Below are 19,466 nucleotides of genomic sequence, written 5' to 3' on the forward strand. Positions count from 1 at the left end.
CACCTCCTTAGCTAAACAGTGTTTCAAGATATTTCGGGTCGTACTCGACAATAAAGTCGATTTCCCGCGCCGGGGACGGCGGCGTAACGTAAACGTGGAACCGGACAATGCCATCCATAAGATCGGTGACGGGGTTTTCATCTTTCAAGAATTCAACCCGGCCACCAAGGATGAACTGCCGCGCTGCAAGGCCATTCAGCCAAATGTTAGCGCTGTCCACGATCGTCTCAATCAGCCGCTTATTGATGGGAAAGTCGACTTTCTGCCAGAAGGTGAGCACCAGCGTATTGGCGATCCAGTCGAACATCCGGCGAATGGGAATAAACGCGTCTTTGGGGTCAGTCACTGCCGGATATGCCCCTGTTCTGTTGCCCCATGCCTTCCAGCCGCCGCTGAAATTGAGCGCGGTAACAATACCTTGGCCGTTGAGATATGCCGCTTGGTCGGGGCCAAGGAAAACCTCTGTGCCGTTTTTCAGTACCGCCCCGCTGGCCTGCAAAGATTTGTTGGACGGGCTAACATACGGTATATCTTCATTGTCAGCATCAGTCTTGCAAATGACGCCTGCCAGCTGGGTAGACAGATGATACTGCTCATCACCCAGTTTGACCTTCGGCCAGCAAACAACTTGACGAGCACTGGTATAGTTGTTAGTGTTCTTCCAAGCGGCCACGTCGGAATATTTAGTTACCGTATCAGTCGGCACGTCGGTAAGGGCAATGCATTTAAAATGGCCATTGATATTCGACGCCTTTGCAACCATGACGGCCGCCACCGCAGGGTCATACGACCAGCCCGGGGCAAGTATCATGCCGGGGATAAGTCTGAACATGGGATAAATCTGGTTGACCAGCTCCAGGCCCTCATATGCGCCAGTGACAACGTCCACGCCGCCGATAATATCACTAGCATCTACCGCAGCCGGGTTGAGCTTGTCATAAGTCGCGACAAGTGACGTCTGATTAGCCGGTATCGCTCCGGTCGAAAGACGGGTTATTACCACATTGCCATCATCGTCAAAAGCGGCAGTATAATCGGTGTCTTTCACCAGTGCTGTACCGCCGGCTTCGAGTTTCACTATCAAGCTGTCGAGTAAAACGTCATCGTTGATTTTCCCTACCCCGGACGTAAGCGTCACTGTCGCGCTCGTCACGGTCGTTTTGTGCACTGCCGGATCAAGAACATTGACCAGGACCACAGGAGCTACATTGAATAGCGCGAAATGCGATTTAATAAACTCACAGAGAGTGTATTGATCCCACTTATCGGAATAACCGAAGGCGTCAACTGCTTCTTTATAAGTGTAGCAGAGCACCGGCTTATTAACCTGCGCCGGGCTTGTCGCAAGATGAAGCGGCGCCGTACCAAACACAGCAGGCAGGCCGGTGCTTGTTCTCACCGGCGGCACGACCGACGTCGGGACCTCATAGATATAAATACCGTGTTTATAGCTCATTAGTTAGCACCACCTTTCATGGTGAACTCTAAGACTTGGTTGAAATTAATATTTTCCGGCGTGCCTTTTGTGGCAATCGCCTGCTCAGATCTCGCCAGGTCGGTCACAGGAACAAACAGCGTCTTGACCGCCGGACACTTCTCAAAGAGACTGCCAAGATGTTCCGGCAATCCTCCCTTGAACACGGTATATCGCTGCAGTATTCCACCTGGGATATTAGGACCGCAATAAATAAGCCGCTCCGGTTTTGCGGCCGGTGCGGCCTCTTTAGTCTTTGAAGTATTCGTCGCCATAGTCGACCTCCTCTATTGGTTGTGCGATTGTCCAGTTGGTTGTCATCCATGCAACCGAATATGGCCAAGGCCTATCCTCTGGCATTTCGCACTTAATGGGGAACTCAAGCCAAAATTTTTTCGCTACCGTCCGATTTTTTAATAGACCTTGGCGAATTCGCTCTAATAGTTCCAGCGGATCACGCCAGCCTTGTCCATGCTTTGAGTAAGTTGTTGCGATGAACTTGACTGTCGCTGTGCCGCCTTGTCCGGTATCTTCACTTGTAAGGTAGCGGACAATAAGGAAAGGTACTGGCAGAGTATCATCGGGCGGCTTGCCGGGTTTAGGCTCATCTTCGTCAAGAAAGCCGGGGATTACCCTGGCTGGTACAAGAGTTCCAGACTCTGTTTCCAGCATTAAATCCGCCGTGGCCGCCTGGGCAACGGTACACAGTTCGTCAACTAATAGTAACGGAGTACTCATTTTCCATAACCTCGCAGTATTCGGTTAATCTCGTGGTCGAGTCGTTCATCGAGCCGGCGCTTAGCGCCTTCTTCGACGAATTTAATAACCGATTGATTGCCTAGCATCTGGGGAACAGATGGGCCGTAATGTTGGTCTATTGCAAATCTACCCTTGGTGTTTCCTGCGCCCCGCTTTTTGGGCCGCGGTCCCTGATCTTTCATGTATTTAACCGCACTTCGATTAAATACACCAATGTGGCCATTGGCCATTTTTGCTACAAATGATTTTGCTATAATCCCGCCTGCTCCATACTTAACTTGAGCATACACGCCATCCTTGGGACGACGTTTGGTAGGCTTACTCGGTTTTATTTTAAAATAAGACAGCGCTCTTGGCTGGCCGCGAGAGATAACAGCCGCCGACAAGTTACTGGTTTGCGCCTTGCGGATCTCCATCGTTTCCCTAATGCGAGACGGGGAAATAGTATATACTTCCCGCGTCTTTTTTACAGCATCCGTCCTGCCGCCTTCCGCTGCCCGGTTGATTGCGTTTGCTATCGCTTTAGGCACAGCGCCGGGAATATGTCCAAGAAGCTTCTGTGCGCGTTCTAACTGTTCGGCAGATAATTCTATCATGCCATATTCGCCCCCAACGTGATTTCAAGCAGGCCGTTATTATTAACACACTCCATAACTGTGTACCATTTATCATCGATTGTCATGCGCTGATCATAGTCTGGGCGATAACCTAAATCAGATTCACGGACAAACAATACAACCTGCCGCATAAATAGGCCATCATAATTCATGCGATATTGCTTGCTGATGTGTTGGTCAATAATACATACCATGTTCTGGCCATTTATGTTATGCATCTCGGCGAATTCGTCCAGGTCAAAAAATACATCGAGGTCATCGTTTAGCAGGCTCATAGTTATTTACCTTTCACTGTTTGGGCCGGATCAACGGACGGCAGACTGACTGTGCTTTCTTTAACCTCGGCAGCAGGATCGGGAACAACCTTCGCACCGTTCTGAGCAGACAACGCCTCAATTGCACCGTTGCTCTCGTCTACCAACTTTTTTGCTAGGGCGTCGGGTACGCCATAGAGTACACTACCAGGACCGTAATCTTGGCCCTGGTAGCGTACTTTAAACTGCTTTATATATAAATCCAAAGTATTTCCTCCTTTACCGGCTTACCGGCAATTAAAATGCTTTTAAAGTATACCAATCATCGATAAATTCAGGTTTAGGAACACACTTGCTGGCCACGCGGATCATTCTAACGTCTTTTCCTTTTTCACTCCAAACCTTCGGCACATAGGCGCCTTCATAAGTCCGGAACTCTTCATCATTTTCCAACTGCGTAATTGCTCCAAATAATTGCGAACCCCGACCGGGAACGCCCATGATGACATAACCGTCCGGAATATATTGTTGTATCGTTCCGTTATCATCCTGATAAATACCGTCATAAGCATAAAGCTCAAGATTCAGGCTTTCAATAATGCCAACTCTGACAACGCCTGGTACGGTAATACGCGGCTGAATGCTCATAAGAGTCATATTATCCCGGCTTGGAATCATCAGAATTTTTTGGAGCGATGGATTATTGATAAGGGCATTCTTAGTTTTATAACTAAAAATTGCCACCTCCGGAATTCGCCCGCTGTTTCGAGATATAGTCTGAGACATTTCTTCCAAAACGCTGTAAGGATCACCTTGCGGAGTCTTTCCATCAGTTGCTAACCAACAATCTGACCCGGTAAGAGTTAATTTCTGAGTCCAATCAGAATAGGTGATCGTATCGATAATCTGTGTTTTCCCATCATCGGCATAGCCGGCGGCTTCAAATTGACCAAACAACATTAGCTGAGCGCACATCCATTCAATGCGGCGTGTATTCATGTCCTGAAGTTCTGCCATATCTCTCGCACGCAACTCCATTGCGCGCTGCTCCGGTGTTCTAGATGAAAATACATTTTCACCAAATGCCCTATTCTCAATATCGGCAACCGTAGTGGGACGCTGCGGCGCCATCATAGGGGGTTCGTATTCTTTGGTAGTAAATCTACCGCGTTCGACGTTTACGCCGCTTACGCCTTTGGTAACAAATGGCGCCATCATGCGATTCCCTTTCCGGTAATCCATCATTACAGTCTTTGTAGGAAATGTCTGGATGTTTGGGAAAAATGTATCCCGCAATAGCGTAGACGGGGGATAGCTTTGTCCAAGAGCAGCTAAAAGCAGTCTGGTATCGTTAATATTGATAGGCATTATTAATTCCTCCTTATTTTTTACTTCACACTGGTCAGATAGATATTGAGGTCACGCAACGCGTCCTCGTGTTGAGATGCGGTATCCGTACCACCGAAAGATAGTTTTTCACGGTTAAAAACTCCTGACTTATAGACCGTGGCAACAACGTCAGCGCTTGTTGCATCAACCGGATACGCTAAAATCGCATACGGTTTTTCACTGCCGTCGGTTTTCGTACTGTCTACCGACACCAATTTACCGGTAGCAGTTACTTTGCCAAGCACTCTTCCGCGAGGCAGAACTCCGGTGCCAGTGGCAATGATTTCGTTTGCAGTAAATATGGCAGGATCAGTTCCGGCAATTAAGCCGTCATATTCGTAAGTATCAACGGTATTTACCAATTCAGCCATTATTTATCAGTCCTCCCATGCTTTTTATTGATGATTCCTGATATAAGATTAATAGCCGCAGCCATTTCTTGCTTGCTATCTACTTGTCCACCGCCATCGGCTTTAATGCCATCGACGCCGGAATTTTTATTATCAGTTATTACTTTTATCATAAAATCCTGTCCGTCTTTGACATCAGTTGCGGGAGCATGTTTTTTAACAATATCCACGATCGGCTTAACTTCTTCAGCCGTTTTCCCGCTAGCTTTGGCATCGTCAATAATAGCATGCACAGCGGCGTTTTTGGGGTCGTCCAGCGCGTCCAATGCAGATAGGCGATCCTTTTCATTTTTAATGACTTCGTCTTTCAGTTGATTTACCAGATCAGGGTAGGCCTTTTTCAAGTCATCGATTGTTTTGATTTCCACCGATTTTTCCTCCTTCGATTTAGCCGGCATTGGCTGTATTTTATTTACTAATTGCCGCAACTGACCGACATTTTTCAGTCGACCCAGATCATGACGCACTGAGTTAACAAGTAAAAAACTGTCGTCCATTACCATGTTTACGACATTGCTGGCACCTGTAACTTCATCAACAAAGCCATATTCTTTAGCCATCTCGGCAGTCATCCAGGTTTCATCATCCATGAGCTTGGACAATTTCTTATCGTCCAAATGACTTTTTGTCTTATAAGCGTTCATAATGCTTTGCTTGACAATTTCTAAATCAGCAGCCATTTTCATCATCTGGTCGTAGTCATAGTATCCCAACAGGCCAACTGCCGGGTTATGAATCATGATCATGCTATTTGACGGCATGATAACTTTGCCGGCCATCATAACAATAGTAGCCGCACTAGCGGCTAAGCCGTCAATATATACCGTAACTTCGCCAGAATACGTGGCAAGCTGATTAAAAATCGCATGCGCAGCGAATACGTCGCCACCTGGACTATTGATCCTGACGTTTACCTGTTTCCCGCCTAACGCAGCCAAATCACTGGCAAATTGCGCCGGTGTGACTTCATCTCCCCACCATGTGGTGTCTGAAATTGGTCCATAGAGTAATAAGTCAGCGCTTTCGCCATCAGCACTGTTCTTAAAATTCCAGAATTTCATTGTTTTTGATTACCTCCTTCCTCCGGTATTGCTTGTGTAGTTTTAGAAACTGTTGTTGTGACAATGGGAATTTCGAGGCTTTTCATCGTTTGTTGCTCGATTGCCAGTCGTTCGACGTTTTCATTCCATGACGTGCCGGTCATTTCGGCAGCTTCTTTTTCACGGGTGCTAAAACCATATAGCACCCTGAGCGCCGCCCCTTCGGCATCTTTGACAGGATCAAGAACACCCATAACCGGACCATACCATTCCGCATTACTCCACGCTTTGCGTTTAAGCGGATCAGTAAAAAAGCCGGGCGCTTTTATCCGGCCGATTGCAACCGATTCCGCTAGCCATATTTCATAACACGGCTGGCAAAAATCACGCGAAAACCATACCCGGCGCGTCTTGAACGCCGCCCAAGCCTGCAAGAGCGCCGCACGGCTGGCAGAATAACTGGAATTGAACGCCTTCATCAAGACTTCATAAGGCTGTTCCAGAGTTGCCCCGACCTGCTTAATCAATTCCCGGGTGAACGGTTCAAACGTCGACAAACTCCTCTGCGCATCCACCGAAGTGACATCATAACCCGGCGGCAATACATTCAGTGTTGCAGGCCCTAATTCAAACGCATTCGGGTCTAAAATTATACGCTCATGCTGCCCAAACACCGGTTGTAAAGGAAATTGCCCGTTTGATACAAACTGCTCTTTAAAAAACAGTGAAAAAAACGACTTTATGATTGCCGCAGTCAATTCAGCATCCGTATATCTGCCAACCTGCTTTATTACTTCCAATACCGGTGCCAAATAAGGAACGCCCCGATATTGCTCGGGACGTTCATCATGACAAATCTGCAGGATATTCGGTTGTCCAGTCAGCGGCCCGAAGGCTTCCACACGCTGCCACTGCGACAGCGTGGACATATTTGTTGGATCATATGGGTAACGGTTGCACACCCAATATGCGACAACCGCACCGTCGTCGTCAACCTCAACGCCGTTAATGATACGATTACCATTATCCAGGTTTCTGACTGTCATATCGTACGGCGATATCGCGTCAAAGACGCTTTGTACATTCGGATTGCACACGCGAGACGCCTCAATGAGCTGGATACGCAGGCTATACGGCATTCCCGGTACTGGCGGCCGGTATTTAAATACCGCAAAGCTATCACCGTCAATCATGTAGCAAATATAAGCAATATCTTGCATATCATACCAGTTGTTTTTGCGCAGTGCGTCACAAAACTTGCTGGTTGCCCATAACTCAAATTCTTCTTTGACGGCTTTTGCCCATTCCTCGGCCTCTGCCGCTGTCATGCCCAATAATTTGTACTTCGGTTTCGGACTTAATTGAAGTCCTGCACCAATTACATTTGTCCGCGACGTATTTATCGCACTGGATGCTACCGGCGCGCTCATGACAAGGTCAGCCGACCGGGCCCGTAGTGTGCTTAAATTAACATCAATGTCAGATTGTGGACTACTTCGAATTGGCCGCCAACCTGCCAGGCTGCCTTTTGTGTAGCTTGCACCGTGTTCAGAATAGCCCGTGTTGATAATCTGACGGGTTATAACCGTACCGCTCGGCTGAATCGGTGCAGTAGGTAATCTTGCTTTTTGCCGATTGCGCTTTTTATGCTTCATTACCCAATCCCCCTATAAATCTCTCAATATGACACGTTTTGAACGGCTTCCGGGCGAAAAGTCCGTTGATCCTACACCTGCGGACAGCAAATTATTGATGCTTGCGCCAATTTGGCTCAGTTCCGCCCGACGTATCCGACGACTGCCGATAGTCACTTCCTGACTTCTCAGCGCCTTTTTCTCCGCGTCAAGGTACGCTTGCAAGCGTTCTTCCTGTATACTGGCCACTTTCTCACCTTCTTTTTTTTGCTAGAAAATATTCGCTTTTTTGATATAACCGTATCGCTTTTCGGGCGGTTTTTGGTCATTTTCGGCCGGTTTTGCCAGCTCTTTGCCGCCTAAAATCAGCTTTTTGTACGCCTGCCAGTCAGGATTGATGCTGTGCAGGCAAGCTAGGTTATACACACGCAAGTCAAGCGGCTCATTTCGTTTGTCCTGCGACACATTTTCCCATACCATGACCGTCCGGCCCTTGACGATCCGCGGGACAAGCTGCTCTGCGAGCAGTCCACGAAAGTAAAACTGGTCGTAGCCTCGCATAAATAAAAATTCCGGCAGGTTTATACCGGAATTTTGAACAAATTCTTGGAGTTTTGCCGCTTTTTCGTCATCAAGCGGGTAGTGAAAATACTTCGGCCCTGGTTGTTCGATGGATAACCTGTCCATAACATACTGTTTCCCACTATCAACACCGATTAAAACAAGTGGAATACCGTATTCTTTCACCGCAGATATTTTGTAAATTAGCGGAATACCATGTCCCGATACGCCTTTAATCGCAAAACGGTTTTTATGTATGTTAGCAAAACAGTATTTGTAAACTTCTTTGGTGTAATGACCGCCAGAATCAATAAAAGTCCTCGCAACAATTAATCCGGTACCGTTTTTAAACCGATATGGCCGGTCGAGCTGCTGATCTAGTTCAGCCCATGTTGCCGGATTATCCGGGATTCCTAAAACGACACCTTTTTTAATGCCCCAGTTTTCCTCACCCTCGCCCCAGCCGCAGATTTCATATTCCAGGCGGTTGTCCTGCACGTCAACAGCGGCCGTCAATAACAATACCTCGTCCGGCAAGGCGGCGGGGTAGGATTCACGACGTTTTAAAAATACAGTTTCATCTTCAAAATTGCCTTTGCGTTCATATGTTTCACCAAAACGGGTATTAAATACAACCTTTTCCCGTTCAGGGTCGCCCTTAGCTTCAAGATATTCTCTGATGATGTCTTTCCATTTGAGCCAGGGCGAGGCGAAGCAGTTTACAAAAAAGCTCCGGATACCGTTTTCCAAGGCTTCCGGGTTATGCATAACATATTTTTGCGCGGTGTTTTTGATTGTTTGTTCATCAAACGAATGACCGCAATCGGGACAACGCCATTTTACCGAGTGCACCATTACAAACTTGGTACCGTCATCATTTTTCTTTTCATCATACTCATGTTCCATATGGCGATGGGTCACTAAATGATACTCACCACAGTTAGGACATTCGTGTTGCCATTCCTCCTGCGTGCCGGCCATATACTCAGTTTCAATGCGCGACGCGCCTTTTTCCGTGGGTGTAGAGAAAAGCCCCATAACCCAATTCCAGAAAGTCGTCATACGCTTGGCGGCCAGATCCACCGGGTCGCCCTCAGTGCCGGCACTGGCGGGGAACCGGTCAACTTCATCGGCGAGCAGCACTCGAATTGGCCGGCTGGCAAGCCCGGCAGGGCTGTTTGCACCACACATAATTAAGCGGCCGCCGGGAAACAGCTTGCTCAAAATCGTGTTATTGGCATCTCTTGATTTTGCATCAAAAAATAAATTGGTTAATATTTTTGTATCTCGTATCATTGGCGATATACGGCTTTTCGAATAATCTTCTGCTAAATCGATGGTCGGCTGTATCATCATAATTGGCCCTGGATCGATATGAGCAAACCGGCCAATGACGTTGTTCATAATATCAGACTTACCGATCTGGCTAGCTGATTTTACGACTACCTTGTGGATGCCAGTTGTCGTAAACGAGTTCATAATTTCGCGTTGGTACGGTGCGCGGTCAGTCCGCCAGCGTCCTGGCTCAGCGGATGACTCAGAAGATAATACCCGATAGCTGTCCGCCCACTCGCTAACCGTAGTTTTCGGTATTGGAGCAAGCGACTTTTTAAATATTTTTCGAAATAAATCAATCGTCTTCTGCTGTATCATTTTCTAGACACTCTCCTTCAAAGAGCGCCGGCGAATAATCTCTAAGCTCATTCAACTTAGATTCAATTTCACGATTCATCATGTCATAAATTTCTTCCTGAGTTTTCCCTGCCAGCTGTGGCGCTAAGTTACTGGGTAGCCCCAGCAATTGCGTGCGCAAATTAATAAGCATTTCGGTCATTACCAATTCAACATCTCTTGCGTCATGCATTTTACCCTGTATTTTGGCTAATTTAATTTCGGTCAGCTCGCGCTTGGCTTTCTCATGTATCGCTTTTTCTTCCCAATAGTCAGCTTGAAACTCGTCGCTGGACTGAGTTGTCTTTCCGCCATTTTTTATGTAATCAATATAGCGCTTGATATTGTCTGCGACCACGTATTTACTATTTTTGTCGCGATCAAGAATACCCTCGTTGGCCAACTGAATAACCCGCGGCCGGGACAAGCCGATGCAGCCTGCTAGGCCGTCTGATGTTGTTAAAATCTCACTAAGATCTTTGATAACTTGAAGAGGCATCTAAGCACCCCCCCCGTAAGTAAATGTCCGAAAAATTTTATGTTAGCTAGGAAATTTTTGGGCTCGCAAGCGACCGCAAGCCGCTTGATTGCCAGAAGGACCCATGACTATTTCAATATTTCCCTGCTCTCCCTCCGCATGCTCCCACGCTCACGATGGCAGATGCCGGCAGCAGGGCGCATAAGCTCACGGTAGTTGTCGCCACGGGGTCTGCGTCTGAAGGTGATACAACGCCGATCAACGTGATAGACTTTCCCAGCAATACACTCTTGATCTTCCCAGTATTTGCATTCTGTTTCATTGCAATAGTGTGGCATTGATGTCACCTCATTTTAGACATAAGAAAAAGCGTCCCGGAGGACGCTAATTATTTTTACAATCAAATACCGCTTCTATTTTTAGGTTAATATCTCTAAGCTGTTTTAAAACAGATTCTTTATTAAAGTTTTTTGTTTTGAATTTAAGAATAGCTATATGCACAGTTTCTTCTCCATAACTTGTATGTACCATACATTTTTCAAAACCATCTACGTTAACATTTAAGTTAATAAAGTTTTCTAACCGTCGTTCGCTTTCTTTCCATCCCAAAATATACACCCGAAGCTCAATATTATCCATATAGCGGCACCATCTCACCTTTACCATTTTTATACACTTTTCGGCAAAAAGTAATAAATTCCTTCTTGCAGCCTATCATTTGCCTATACAAAAGCCGCCTACGTTCGTAAGCGGCTCGTCATTTATAAGTATTCCACAATATCATATTAACACGGTAAAAGTGACATATCAATGACACGTTTGTGACACGTCGTAAAGCCCGTCAAAGCCGAATATTAAAGCACTTAGCTTTTCAATTGCGTCATTAGTGTCACGAAAATACGTCCGACGATCAATATTTTCTTGCTGACATATGTCCTCAACCTTTTGCTTTTTGAAATAAGCAGCACATAACACCCGATACCTGCGCTTATCCTCTTCTTTATCAGATTTGTCACAGTAAATTTTATACATTTTTAGCATCTCGTCAATATGAGTAATAATAACGTGCGTTCTGGCCACACTGTTTTTAATTGACTCAATATACACATCACCACTGCACCGATTAAGCGCGTCTAGAATATCAATTGCATTTTCTGCTCCCGCCGCTTGTTGTAATTTATACACCGATTTTTCGCAATGGTCTTTAAGCATATTGTAATTTCGGAGTAGTAGCCGAGTATTCCGCAATCGCTGATCATGCCGCGACTTAATTTGTTTTTTTCGCTCCTGATCCAACGTCTCAAGTGTTTTTTGTACTGCTGTTTCAGCCGCAAGTTTTATGATATCCTGTTTGTTCACACTACCCCTCCCGTCAAATTAATACCATCCAAGCCGCGCCAGCTTTCTAACGTTTTTATATTTTTCTGCAGTTTCCAAGACGGCGGCAATTGGAGCAGTATAATCTTTAACCTTTGCGCCCGCAATTTTCTTTAGTTCCTCAAGTTCCTTATCACTGCTGGTCATACTGCGCCCAAACAGCTCTAAAATTTTTAATTCAGGAAAACGATAAGCATAATTGAGGCCGCCAGACTTATTTTTAGGTTTTTTAGCATGCTTGACTTCTTCGCCGCCAATATTGCGGCCTTTATCTGTCAGATGAGTTTCAAAGACAGGACCGCGTCTTATGTTGTAATCGGTTTGAATATCATTGAGATAGCCGGAATCTTTAAGAACGCAATACCAATAGCCAATTGGTATTTTATACTGTTTGAATAATTCTTCGAAACATACGTAGCCAATTTTGTGATTACGAAAGCCTACCTGACACTGAATGGAATTGGCATTAAGCTCCTGGTGCCAGGCAACTATTTTTTGTATTTCCTGGGTTAATGGGCTGTTATTAGGCAGAGTGTGCTGCATTACAATCAGGTATGATGTTGGATCATGTTCAAGCAGTTCGTTTTTAAGGGATTCGGGAATTATTTTAGTAGAATATTGTCCAGTTTGACGAATAGAAGGTAAAACTTCGTCAAACAACCATCTTTCGAACCGTTCTGCTTTTTCTTGAATTCTAGGATTTTGACTTTGATCAGCCGCTTTGATAATTAGGCGGTAAATGTCCCCTTCGGGAATAACTAAAACTTGTTGTTCCCCTCCGCTTGTAGGGATGTTCCAAGTTAGAACACCCTTGCAATGATCACGAACGGCTTTGTGGGGGATTGCATATTCTAATGCTTTGGCAACGTCACTGCCCACCGCATAAGGTTTACCGTCGATTTCTATCATACGTACTTGTCCAAATTCAGGATTATCAAAGATTTGCAAATTATTCATAGCAAAATTCCTCCTAAAAAATATCGAATATTACCGCTCGACATTATGTCGAACCTCACTTCTATATTAATCCTTATTAGTTATCGTATCCTCCCATTATCAAACCGTTTTCGCAACTCTGATAGACATTGGATAATCTCCCGGGTATATACTGACAGTTGATGTCTGCCATGCTGGTCGTAGTGCTCGTACGACGTCCATCCCAGTGCTCCTCTCGGATCTATGATAGGCTGAATCGTAAATCCAAACCTATCATCCAGTTTTAGCCACGCTCCCACGCCTCGGACATATTCTAATCGACGAGCTAAATCATGATTCATACCAGCAGCAATTGCAAACAACTCAATCCACAATTTGCTGTCGCCTGGTGACATTTCGCAAAGGTCCTCATATACGTATCCCATACCGGCGAATAAGTCAGGCGGTTTTGGTGGTATTGGTGGATTCGGTTTTATATAGTCGTAGAGTTGCATTTAGCGGATACCTCCTTTAGTTCATAATAAAAGTTAGACGAGTTAGACGGAGTTAGACATTAAGTTAGACGCCTTCAAACCCATGCCGTATAAGGCTTTAAAGGCAATCCGTCTAACTTGTCTAACTTAAAAACATATATTTCTATATATTTTTTATACCTTATACCTTTTATCATAATGAGATAAGGTGGTAGGGTGGTATCTCTTTATATATATAAATATAGTTAGACAAGTTAGACATATGTATATAAATATAGATAAATCAAGGCTTCGTCGACGTCTAACTTGCCGTCTAACTTACGTCTAACTCTGTCTAACTTTTCACTGTTTCAGGATAAATACAAATCACATACGGCCTTGAATTATTTATTTCTCTGCTGCTTCTTATCCCAAATGTTCTTTTGCCGTTCAAGACATCACAAGGAAATTTCTTCTCGTCCGCCCAAGCACTCAATACCTTATTGGAGTTAAACCCTTCGTCTTTAAGTGCCTTGACTAATATATTTTTTATAATAAAAATTTTACCGCTTTCTCTGTATCCAAAAACTTCACCGATGTATTTGCTTTGGTCGAAACCCTGGAATCTGTTTTCGTTCGCCGCCAGCCAATCCGGCAACCATTCCCACGCCCGTTCCGATTCACTGGCCTCGGCCTTGGTGATAATTTCATCAATGATTTTTTCTACCATGGCAATCGCCTCCGCACCGGCCGCTGCCTCCTGAATGCCAAATATCCGTTGACTGGCTAAATAATCGGCTAATGCTATGCAGGCCATGGCGTCAAGGTGGGATTCTAATTTGTTTGCATATTTCGCCCTAAGTGCCAGGCGCGTCTTGTTGTACGTATCTCGTAGCCAGTTGTGGTCTGTTCGGAGTAGCTGTTCGATGTAAAACTTGCCGGCAAATCCATAGTTTCGCGCGGTAAATGGATACAAATTGGATGCGAAGATATCATCGTCAACTAACGGACCGCCCTTGATTTCAATCAGACGTGTAAAAATACCGCCGCGACTATTTGCGCGGGTAATCTGCGCCTCGCCCGTCATAAGGGCGATGGTACGCCAGGATACAGTTTTCTGTATACCGTCTTTAGTTCCTCGACCGCGGCCTTTACCTTCGGCAATCATGTATATCATGGAATCCATATCATTTTTTTGGCGTTCGGTAAGCAAGCCGTCTTCGTTTACACCGAGCGGCAAATCCGTAAATAATGCGGCCACCCGTTCCATGTTGGTTTTGCTGTCAGCGAATGTTTTCGCTATTTCCTCCGGATTACCCCACACACTTAACGCTGCGTGCAGCGTGGCTGTCTTGCCACCCCGCGTAGTGTCCCAGTTATGTATTAAAAATGATCGCTGGCCAACAATTTTCAGCAGTGGCGCCGCAAATGACGCCGCCATGATAAACCGGGCCTTATTTCTGGTTCGTAGTTGCTGCATGACACCGATCCACTGGGCAAAATCTCCGGCTTGTCCTAATCCCGAAATCGTCGATTCCGCTGCATCATCGCCAATGTCAATGGCATAATTAGTAGCCACTCCTGGCAGGATGAATTCTGTGTCGTTATTGCGCCAACCCATTTTGGCAACACCCTGGCGTATGGGGATAATATGTCTGTTGGCCGCTTCCAACATTGAAAGCCATTTCACAAGATTTCGAGCCGTTTCAGATGTTACAATAGGGCCTGAGTTGGATATATTTACAATGTTTTTTGTGTTATAGATTGTTGATTTAGGTACAATGATATGGCGCCAATAACCGAAATCAGTTTTAAATGACACACGGGCTTTTTCTAAACCGGTGTCAATATTGGATATTCTCTCTGAAATAATAATTGGCGTATATGCTGCCTGCTGATACTGAATTCCGCCATCGCTAGTTTCTTTCTTGAGTTTGATTCCGCCCGGGCCAAACTCCCACATAGAATAATTGGATCCGCTACCAGGTAATTTTAAATTTAGCGGCACATCCGGCACTAAGCTGGCCAGCCATCGGTCACCGTTCTGATCGGTAGGTGGGACATCCTGACCACCGCCTTCCAAAACGGTAAAGCCGGCTTGCTCTGCTTTGGCTTCGCGTTTATGTTTGGCCAATTCTTTTCGGAATGTATTTTTATTGACCTGGCCGGTTAAACGCTGATAGAATATATCGTATTCGGCTGGAGATTCTTTTTCCAGTATGGCCAGTGCTCCGAGTATTTCTGGCTGATACACAGTTTCCGGAGTCGGTACCGTAATATTCCGGATTTTCGCCCTGGCCTGCGCCACCCGTCCTAATGACCAGCCGCAGGGAGCCTGCATGTCACACCCGCATGGTGGACAGCCTTGGAATCCCAACGTGGTCCGGATATATTCGCAGCTCTGCGGGTTCATTTGTCCCAAACATTCATCAATTTTTTTGTCACAGTCGGCCTGGTTATACCGATCCGGATCCAGCGCGGATACCTGATGAGCAGCCGCTATTCCGTCCACGGCCCTTACGATGTTGGTCAGAGCGGCTAACCATTCCCCGTATGATATTGTTTTTGCATTCAACTGGCAATGCTGCAGGAACATGCAATTCCTGAGCATGTACTCTGCTGGCCCGTCTGTCGGCCGGCGCTCAAACGCTGCTGTTCTGGTTTTTGATGTTGTTGCAGCAGTCTGCTCCAATACCGGCAGGATTTCGTCAATTTCAGATGGGTTGTAACGATTATTCTCACTGTATTCGATAACCTGAGCCCAGACCGGCTGCTCAGGGATTTTTATATTCATGGTGCCAGGTAGCCGCATAACCCGGGGAAGGTCCTGTACTGAGTCCAGATGCCAGCCGGCTGCAGTTGCCTGCTGACTGATGTATATTTTTATGCGCGTCAAGAGTTCTTGGGCGTGATTTTTCTCCTCCGGGGTATCAAAGTACCAGCACTCCCGGAAAAGCCAGTATACGTGAAGTCCGTATCCCGAGAAAACGATAAATGTCGGCGGCAGAAAATCCGGCAGGAGAGCCCTGGCCTCCTGCACAGACTTAGGAAGATTTTGTTTGGCGTGAGTGGTCGGGTGGTAAATATCGATGTCTACCCATAAACCGGGTATGCCTATTATGTCGTCGGTGGCCAGCTTGTGATTTTTCGGCTCCGCACAAATCCCAGGGGAAAAATAAATGTCTTGCTGTCCAGCAGCAGCGATCGCGGCTGGCACATTCGAAAAATCCGTGACTGGTATCGCCCGGGCCGTAGCGGACGGCAAATAAAATATTTGAGTGTATCCGGTTTCGGCGTATTGGAACATGACTGAAAGAAATTGTTCAGCGTTCAGGATATCACTTCCTTTGGATGGGTTGTCTCGTCGCTCACGGTGTTTGTTTTATACTTGCATTGTACTGATTGATTTGGTTGATCAATTGCTTTTCCGCGCTGTTTTCTGCTAACGTACTTGTTATTAACTCATCAGCGGAATTAACGGATTTAAGATTTTCTTTCGCCTGTTTCCATTCGACGGCTGCCTTAACGATATTTATCATCTGCTCGTCAATACTGGAAAACAGATTGGGGCTTTGTATTCCATCCCACTGAAAGCCATCTTCGAGCAAGTCGGGAATAACCAAATGAGGCGCCAACCAATCGGGTCCAAATTTTGCAACGATGTTTGCCCATTCCTCTATGGAATGATGCCGTATGTTCCCATCTGTTCCAATGTGTGCAAGTTCATGATAGACAACGGTGATTAGCTGCTCTTTAGTTAGTCGTTCAGTATTTTGCCGAAAAAATTCTATGAAATAGTCAAACCGTTTACCGGTAAATTGATAAATAATATCGGACCATTTTTCTTGAATCGTTCCGATTTGAGCACATCTTATTTTGTCCTTTGATTTTCCTGAGCCCTCGGTATTGTCTAAAAACAAAATGCTTGCGACCGTAATATGTTTAAGTTCAGGGAATTTATGGACTAATTTCTCAGCAATCGGCCGGTAAAAGTCATTGATCCGGTATTTACCGTTGAATTCATTAATTGTAAGGTCAGGCATATTACTCTCCTTTCAATATTCGAATAGCCTCTTCGGGCGACCGGGCCACGCCGGCGAGGGCGCCGAGGTTTGTCATCTGTTTGATAAAATTTAACTGCGCTTCCGTTGGCCTGCCTTTCGGGGTTTTGACTTCAAGAAACCCAGCCCGGGCGAAAGTTTGTCCAATCATTTCGGACGTGATCGTAACCGGTGATATTACCAATAGGTCACTGAATCCCTCAGGCAAACCAGACTTGAACGGCCTTGGGTTCCGGATTGTAATAGTGCCATCCGGATTTTTCTCGACGTCTCCCTGCCAAGCAGCGCCTACATTGGTCCTGAAACTCACACCCAGGCGGTGCTTGGATATGGCCAGGCGAATCTGGTTTTGTATTGAATGCTCGTTCACTTATTCACGCCCCCTTATTCATCGCCGCCAGCAACGCTTCACCTACGGTACCCAACCCTTGATCCGGCTGCACGTAACTATACTGGCAGCTACCGACCGCGCCAGGGTTATAAGGCGTGACCTCATATTTCATCAATACGCGCCGGGCCGGACACTCTTCGTAATCTGTTCGCTGGCAGGTCAAGCATGTATGATCAATTACAAAGCTGTACCAGTCATAAAAATCATCGACGTGCATTGGCAGCGTGGATTTTAACCGTAATAATTCCTCGTTACGCTTCTTAACCTCCGGCTTCGGTACAAACATAAATTCGATTTTATCGACTGCCAACATCAGATTATATTTGGCTTGTTCGTCTAGGAAACTGACTCGTCTCTGGACGGCTTTTTGTATTCTGGTTTTAGCATGACGGAGATCAGCCAGGAGTGTTTTATCTGTTGATTTAACCCGGGAATAGGCCTCAATAACATTACAAATAGCGTCATACATGACTAATACGCGGATAAGGTTTTCTTTTTCGTGACTGGATAGGTATGGATTCATGGAGTATTCACCTCAATCAATTCCACATTACTTTCCAAACGGTATTCTTTTCAGTTCGCACTGTTTCTGTATCCATCCCAGTTTATATCCCCTGGCAAGCGCGATCTGCTCAAGGGTCACCACGTCCCTGGCCTTGCGTACCTCTTCTTTACGTCGTATTTTCTCGAGCTCAACGATTTCGGCGAGTTCGCCGGCACGCTGCTCAGGGCCGGTGCGCTCTTCGACAGGGTACTTATATTGGCAATACGGGCATACAGGTGCTGGCCGATGGGCGCTGAAACATTTCGGACATTGTTTTAATGGAAATTCCATTTTCTCATTGGAGGATTTTTTCTTTTTGGTGCCGTCTAACGTCCATACCCTATCTTCGTCAGGAAGGCCGTGGCGGTAGACGTTGCCAACTGCATCAATAATGATAGCAACTTTACCCGGGTTATCATCATCAGGCCGCATAGCCCTCATTGACTGTTGGATATACAATGTCAAACTCTGTGTTGGCCTGGCTAAAATAACGGCCTCCATTGCTGGTACGTCAAAACCCTCTGATATCAAATCAACATTACATAATATTTTTATATTGCCGTTTCGAAAATCACGAATTGCCGCATCTCTGGCCGCCTTAGGCGTTTCGCCATCGATATGGAGCGCCGGAATATTTGCCTGACGAAACATTTCGGCGGTGTGCTGGCTATGAGCGACGCTGGCACAGTAACAGACTGCTCTAGCTCCAGGGGAGAATTTATTGTATTGTTCAATTAGATCTCCAATGATTTCGGATCTGTCCATTCGCATAGCGACTTCTTTATGGTCATAATCGCCGTATCGTACGGTTTTGAGCCCTGCAAGATCAGCTTTTACAGGCGGGGCATAGTACCTATATGGAGCAAGATTTCCCCAGGAGATCAGTTCTTTTACAGTGGGACCAATAATCAGAGATTCAAAAATATCCCCTAATCCTTGGCCGCCCAATCTGGCCGGAGTCGCTGTCAAACCAATTACAAAAGCGTTTGGATATGCTGCCAGAAGTTTGCGCCAGGTGCCAGCAGTCGCGTGGTGCGCTTCGTCAAGAATGATGATTTGCGGCTCAGGTATTTTATTGAGTCGGCGAATTGCGGTTTGAATACTGGCGATTTGAATGCATTCGCTGGAATTTATCGGATAGTCTGCGGCAATGATTCCATGGGATACGTTCAATTTGGCAAACGTTTTTGATGACTGGTCAATGAGCTCTTGCCTATGAACAGCAAAGAGTGTCCGGTTTCCCTTTGTTCGGGCCTGACTGGCCATCCATGCCATTATTATCGTTTTGCCCATACCGCACGGACCAACTATGCAAGTGCGTTTTTTGCCGTTTTGAAATTCCAGTCTGGCACCCTCTATAAGCATTTCTTGATAACTTCGCAGTTGAAACAGTGATAATCACCCCTCCCAGGGTAGAA

22 protein-coding genes are annotated in these 19,466 nt (G+C 45.9%); all 22 read right to left on the reverse strand.

The annotated features are described in order from the left end of the window. Positions 1-7: 7 nt before the first annotated feature. Positions 8-1,456 (reverse strand): phage tail sheath family protein, encoded by a 1,449-nt coding sequence (locus SCACP_RS10875; RefSeq protein ID WP_425057619.1) that lies wholly within the window; start codon positions 1,454-1,456, stop codon positions 8-10. Further along, positions 1,456-1,749, reverse strand: a complete 294-nt coding sequence (locus SCACP_RS10880; protein WP_425057620.1) for a hypothetical protein — start codon at positions 1,747-1,749, stop codon at positions 1,456-1,458. The genes SCACP_RS10875 and SCACP_RS10880 overlap by 1 nt, the downstream gene beginning before the upstream one ends. Further along, the gene (locus SCACP_RS10885) at positions 1,724-2,212 is read right to left on the reverse strand and encodes a hypothetical protein (RefSeq protein ID WP_425057621.1); all 489 of its coding nucleotides are present in this window, start codon (positions 2,210-2,212) and stop codon (positions 1,724-1,726) included. Before SCACP_RS10885 ends, SCACP_RS10880 begins: the two co-directional genes overlap by 26 nt. Next, on the reverse strand, positions 2,209-2,829 hold the full coding sequence (locus tag SCACP_RS10890) for a phage tail protein (RefSeq protein ID WP_425057622.1): 621 nt from the start codon (positions 2,827-2,829) through the stop codon (positions 2,209-2,211). Before SCACP_RS10890 ends, SCACP_RS10885 begins: the two co-directional genes overlap by 4 nt. Beyond that, positions 2,826-3,125: a hypothetical protein gene (locus tag SCACP_RS10895; RefSeq protein WP_425057623.1), complete on the reverse strand. Its 300-nt coding sequence runs from the start codon at positions 3,123-3,125 to the stop codon at positions 2,826-2,828. Before SCACP_RS10895 ends, SCACP_RS10890 begins: the two co-directional genes overlap by 4 nt. Positions 3,126-3,127: 2 nt before the next feature. Then, entirely contained in the window at positions 3,128-3,370 is a 243-nt protein-coding gene (locus SCACP_RS10900) for a hypothetical protein (protein ID WP_425057624.1), read from the reverse strand. Between the two features lie 31 nt (positions 3,371-3,401). After that, the gene (locus SCACP_RS10905) at positions 3,402-4,472 is read right to left on the reverse strand and encodes a major capsid protein (protein ID WP_425057625.1); all 1,071 of its coding nucleotides are present in this window, start codon (positions 4,470-4,472) and stop codon (positions 3,402-3,404) included. Positions 4,473-4,492: 20 nt separating this feature from the next. Then, positions 4,493-4,864: a head decoration protein gene (locus SCACP_RS10910; RefSeq protein ID WP_425057626.1), complete on the reverse strand. Its 372-nt coding sequence runs from the start codon at positions 4,862-4,864 to the stop codon at positions 4,493-4,495. After that, positions 4,864-5,964: a head maturation protease, ClpP-related gene (locus SCACP_RS10915; RefSeq protein WP_425057627.1), complete on the reverse strand. Its 1,101-nt coding sequence runs from the start codon at positions 5,962-5,964 to the stop codon at positions 4,864-4,866. Before SCACP_RS10915 ends, SCACP_RS10910 begins: the two co-directional genes overlap by 1 nt. Next, entirely contained in the window at positions 5,961-7,598 is a 1,638-nt protein-coding gene (locus SCACP_RS10920; RefSeq protein WP_425057628.1) for a phage portal protein, read from the reverse strand. The genes SCACP_RS10915 and SCACP_RS10920 overlap by 4 nt, the downstream gene beginning before the upstream one ends. A 12-nt stretch (positions 7,599-7,610) precedes the next feature. Further along, on the reverse strand, positions 7,611-7,826 hold the full coding sequence (locus SCACP_RS10925) for a DUF6148 family protein (RefSeq protein WP_425057629.1): 216 nt from the start codon (positions 7,824-7,826) through the stop codon (positions 7,611-7,613). 21 nt (positions 7,827-7,847) lie between these two features. Beyond that, positions 7,848-9,791, reverse strand: a complete 1,944-nt coding sequence (locus SCACP_RS10930) for a phage terminase large subunit family protein (RefSeq protein ID WP_425057630.1) — start codon at positions 9,789-9,791, stop codon at positions 7,848-7,850. Next, a complete protein-coding gene (locus SCACP_RS10935; protein ID WP_425057631.1) occupies positions 9,769-10,308 on the reverse strand; it encodes a hypothetical protein in 540 nt (179 codons plus the stop codon). The genes SCACP_RS10930 and SCACP_RS10935 overlap by 23 nt, the downstream gene beginning before the upstream one ends. Positions 10,309-10,671: 363 nt before the next feature. Further along, entirely contained in the window at positions 10,672-10,926 is a 255-nt protein-coding gene (locus tag SCACP_RS10940; RefSeq protein WP_425057632.1) for a hypothetical protein, read from the reverse strand. Positions 10,927-11,094: 168 nt separating this feature from the next. Continuing rightward, the gene (locus SCACP_RS10945) at positions 11,095-11,646 is read right to left on the reverse strand and encodes a hypothetical protein (protein WP_425057633.1); all 552 of its coding nucleotides are present in this window, start codon (positions 11,644-11,646) and stop codon (positions 11,095-11,097) included. A gap of 18 nt (positions 11,647-11,664) precedes the next feature. Next, a complete protein-coding gene (locus SCACP_RS10950; RefSeq protein ID WP_425057634.1) occupies positions 11,665-12,621 on the reverse strand; it encodes a BRO-N domain-containing protein in 957 nt (318 codons plus the stop codon). A gap of 80 nt (positions 12,622-12,701) precedes the next feature. Beyond that, the gene (locus SCACP_RS10955) at positions 12,702-13,094 is read right to left on the reverse strand and encodes a hypothetical protein (RefSeq protein WP_425057635.1); all 393 of its coding nucleotides are present in this window, start codon (positions 13,092-13,094) and stop codon (positions 12,702-12,704) included. Between the two features lie 313 nt (positions 13,095-13,407). Further along, positions 13,408-16,269, reverse strand: a complete 2,862-nt coding sequence (locus SCACP_RS10960) for a DUF927 domain-containing protein (RefSeq protein ID WP_425057636.1) — start codon at positions 16,267-16,269, stop codon at positions 13,408-13,410. A gap of 151 nt (positions 16,270-16,420) precedes the next feature. Next, on the reverse strand, positions 16,421-17,095 hold the full coding sequence (locus tag SCACP_RS10965) for a putative metallopeptidase (RefSeq protein ID WP_425057637.1): 675 nt from the start codon (positions 17,093-17,095) through the stop codon (positions 16,421-16,423). A 1-nt stretch (position 17,096) separates the two neighbouring features. Further along, a complete protein-coding gene (locus SCACP_RS10970) occupies positions 17,097-17,483 on the reverse strand; it encodes a VRR-NUC domain-containing protein (RefSeq protein WP_425057638.1) in 387 nt (128 codons plus the stop codon). 4 nt (positions 17,484-17,487) lie between these two features. Then, the gene (locus tag SCACP_RS10975; RefSeq protein ID WP_425057639.1) at positions 17,488-18,027 is read right to left on the reverse strand and encodes a DUF5651 domain-containing protein; all 540 of its coding nucleotides are present in this window, start codon (positions 18,025-18,027) and stop codon (positions 17,488-17,490) included. 27 nt (positions 18,028-18,054) lie between these two features. Beyond that, positions 18,055-19,440 (reverse strand): DEAD/DEAH box helicase, encoded by a 1,386-nt coding sequence (locus SCACP_RS10980; protein ID WP_425061382.1) that lies wholly within the window; start codon positions 19,438-19,440, stop codon positions 18,055-18,057. Positions 19,441-19,466 lie beyond the last annotated feature (26 nt).

It is taken from the genome of Sporomusaceae bacterium ACPt (assembly GCA_041428575.1).
GTDB classification, from domain to species: Bacteria; Bacillota; Negativicutes; order Sporomusales; family Sporomusaceae; genus Sporomusa_D; species Sporomusa_D carbonis.

Coding starts and splice junctions, on each gene's coding strand:
- SCACP_RS10940 (WP_425057632.1), bottom strand. CDS start 10,926: ATGGATAATATTGAGCTTCGGGTGTATATTTTGGGATGGAAAGAAAGC.
- SCACP_RS10935 (WP_425057631.1), bottom strand. CDS start 10,308: ATGCCTCTTCAAGTTATCAAAGATCTTAGTGAGATTTTAACAACATCA.
- SCACP_RS10880 (WP_425057620.1), bottom strand. CDS start 1,749: ATGGCGACGAATACTTCAAAGACTAAAGAGGCCGCACCGGCCGCAAAA.
- SCACP_RS10890 (WP_425057622.1), bottom strand. CDS start 2,829: ATGATAGAATTATCTGCCGAACAGTTAGAACGCGCACAGAAGCTTCTT.
- SCACP_RS10930 (WP_425057630.1), bottom strand. CDS start 9,791: ATGATACAGCAGAAGACGATTGATTTATTTCGAAAAATATTTAAAAAG.
- SCACP_RS10905 (WP_425057625.1), bottom strand. CDS start 4,472: ATGCCTATCAATATTAACGATACCAGACTGCTTTTAGCTGCTCTTGGA.
- SCACP_RS10875 (WP_425057619.1), bottom strand. CDS start 1,456: ATGAGCTATAAACACGGTATTTATATCTATGAGGTCCCGACGTCGGTC.
- SCACP_RS10910 (WP_425057626.1), bottom strand. CDS start 4,864: ATGGCTGAATTGGTAAATACCGTTGATACTTACGAATATGACGGCTTA.
- SCACP_RS10920 (WP_425057628.1), bottom strand. CDS start 7,598: ATGAAGCATAAAAAGCGCAATCGGCAAAAAGCAAGATTACCTACTGCA.
- SCACP_RS10955 (WP_425057635.1), bottom strand. CDS start 13,094: ATGCAACTCTACGACTATATAAAACCGAATCCACCAATACCACCAAAA.
- SCACP_RS10975 (WP_425057639.1), bottom strand. CDS start 18,027: ATGAATCCATACCTATCCAGTCACGAAAAAGAAAACCTTATCCGCGTA.
- SCACP_RS10885 (WP_425057621.1), bottom strand. CDS start 2,212: ATGAGTACTCCGTTACTATTAGTTGACGAACTGTGTACCGTTGCCCAG.
- SCACP_RS10950 (WP_425057634.1), bottom strand. CDS start 12,621: ATGAATAATTTGCAAATCTTTGATAATCCTGAATTTGGACAAGTACGT.
- SCACP_RS10915 (WP_425057627.1), bottom strand. CDS start 5,964: ATGAAATTCTGGAATTTTAAGAACAGTGCTGATGGCGAAAGCGCTGAC.
- SCACP_RS10965 (WP_425057637.1), bottom strand. CDS start 17,095: ATGCCTGACCTTACAATTAATGAATTCAACGGTAAATACCGGATCAAT.
- SCACP_RS10895 (WP_425057623.1), bottom strand. CDS start 3,125: ATGAGCCTGCTAAACGATGACCTCGATGTATTTTTTGACCTGGACGAA.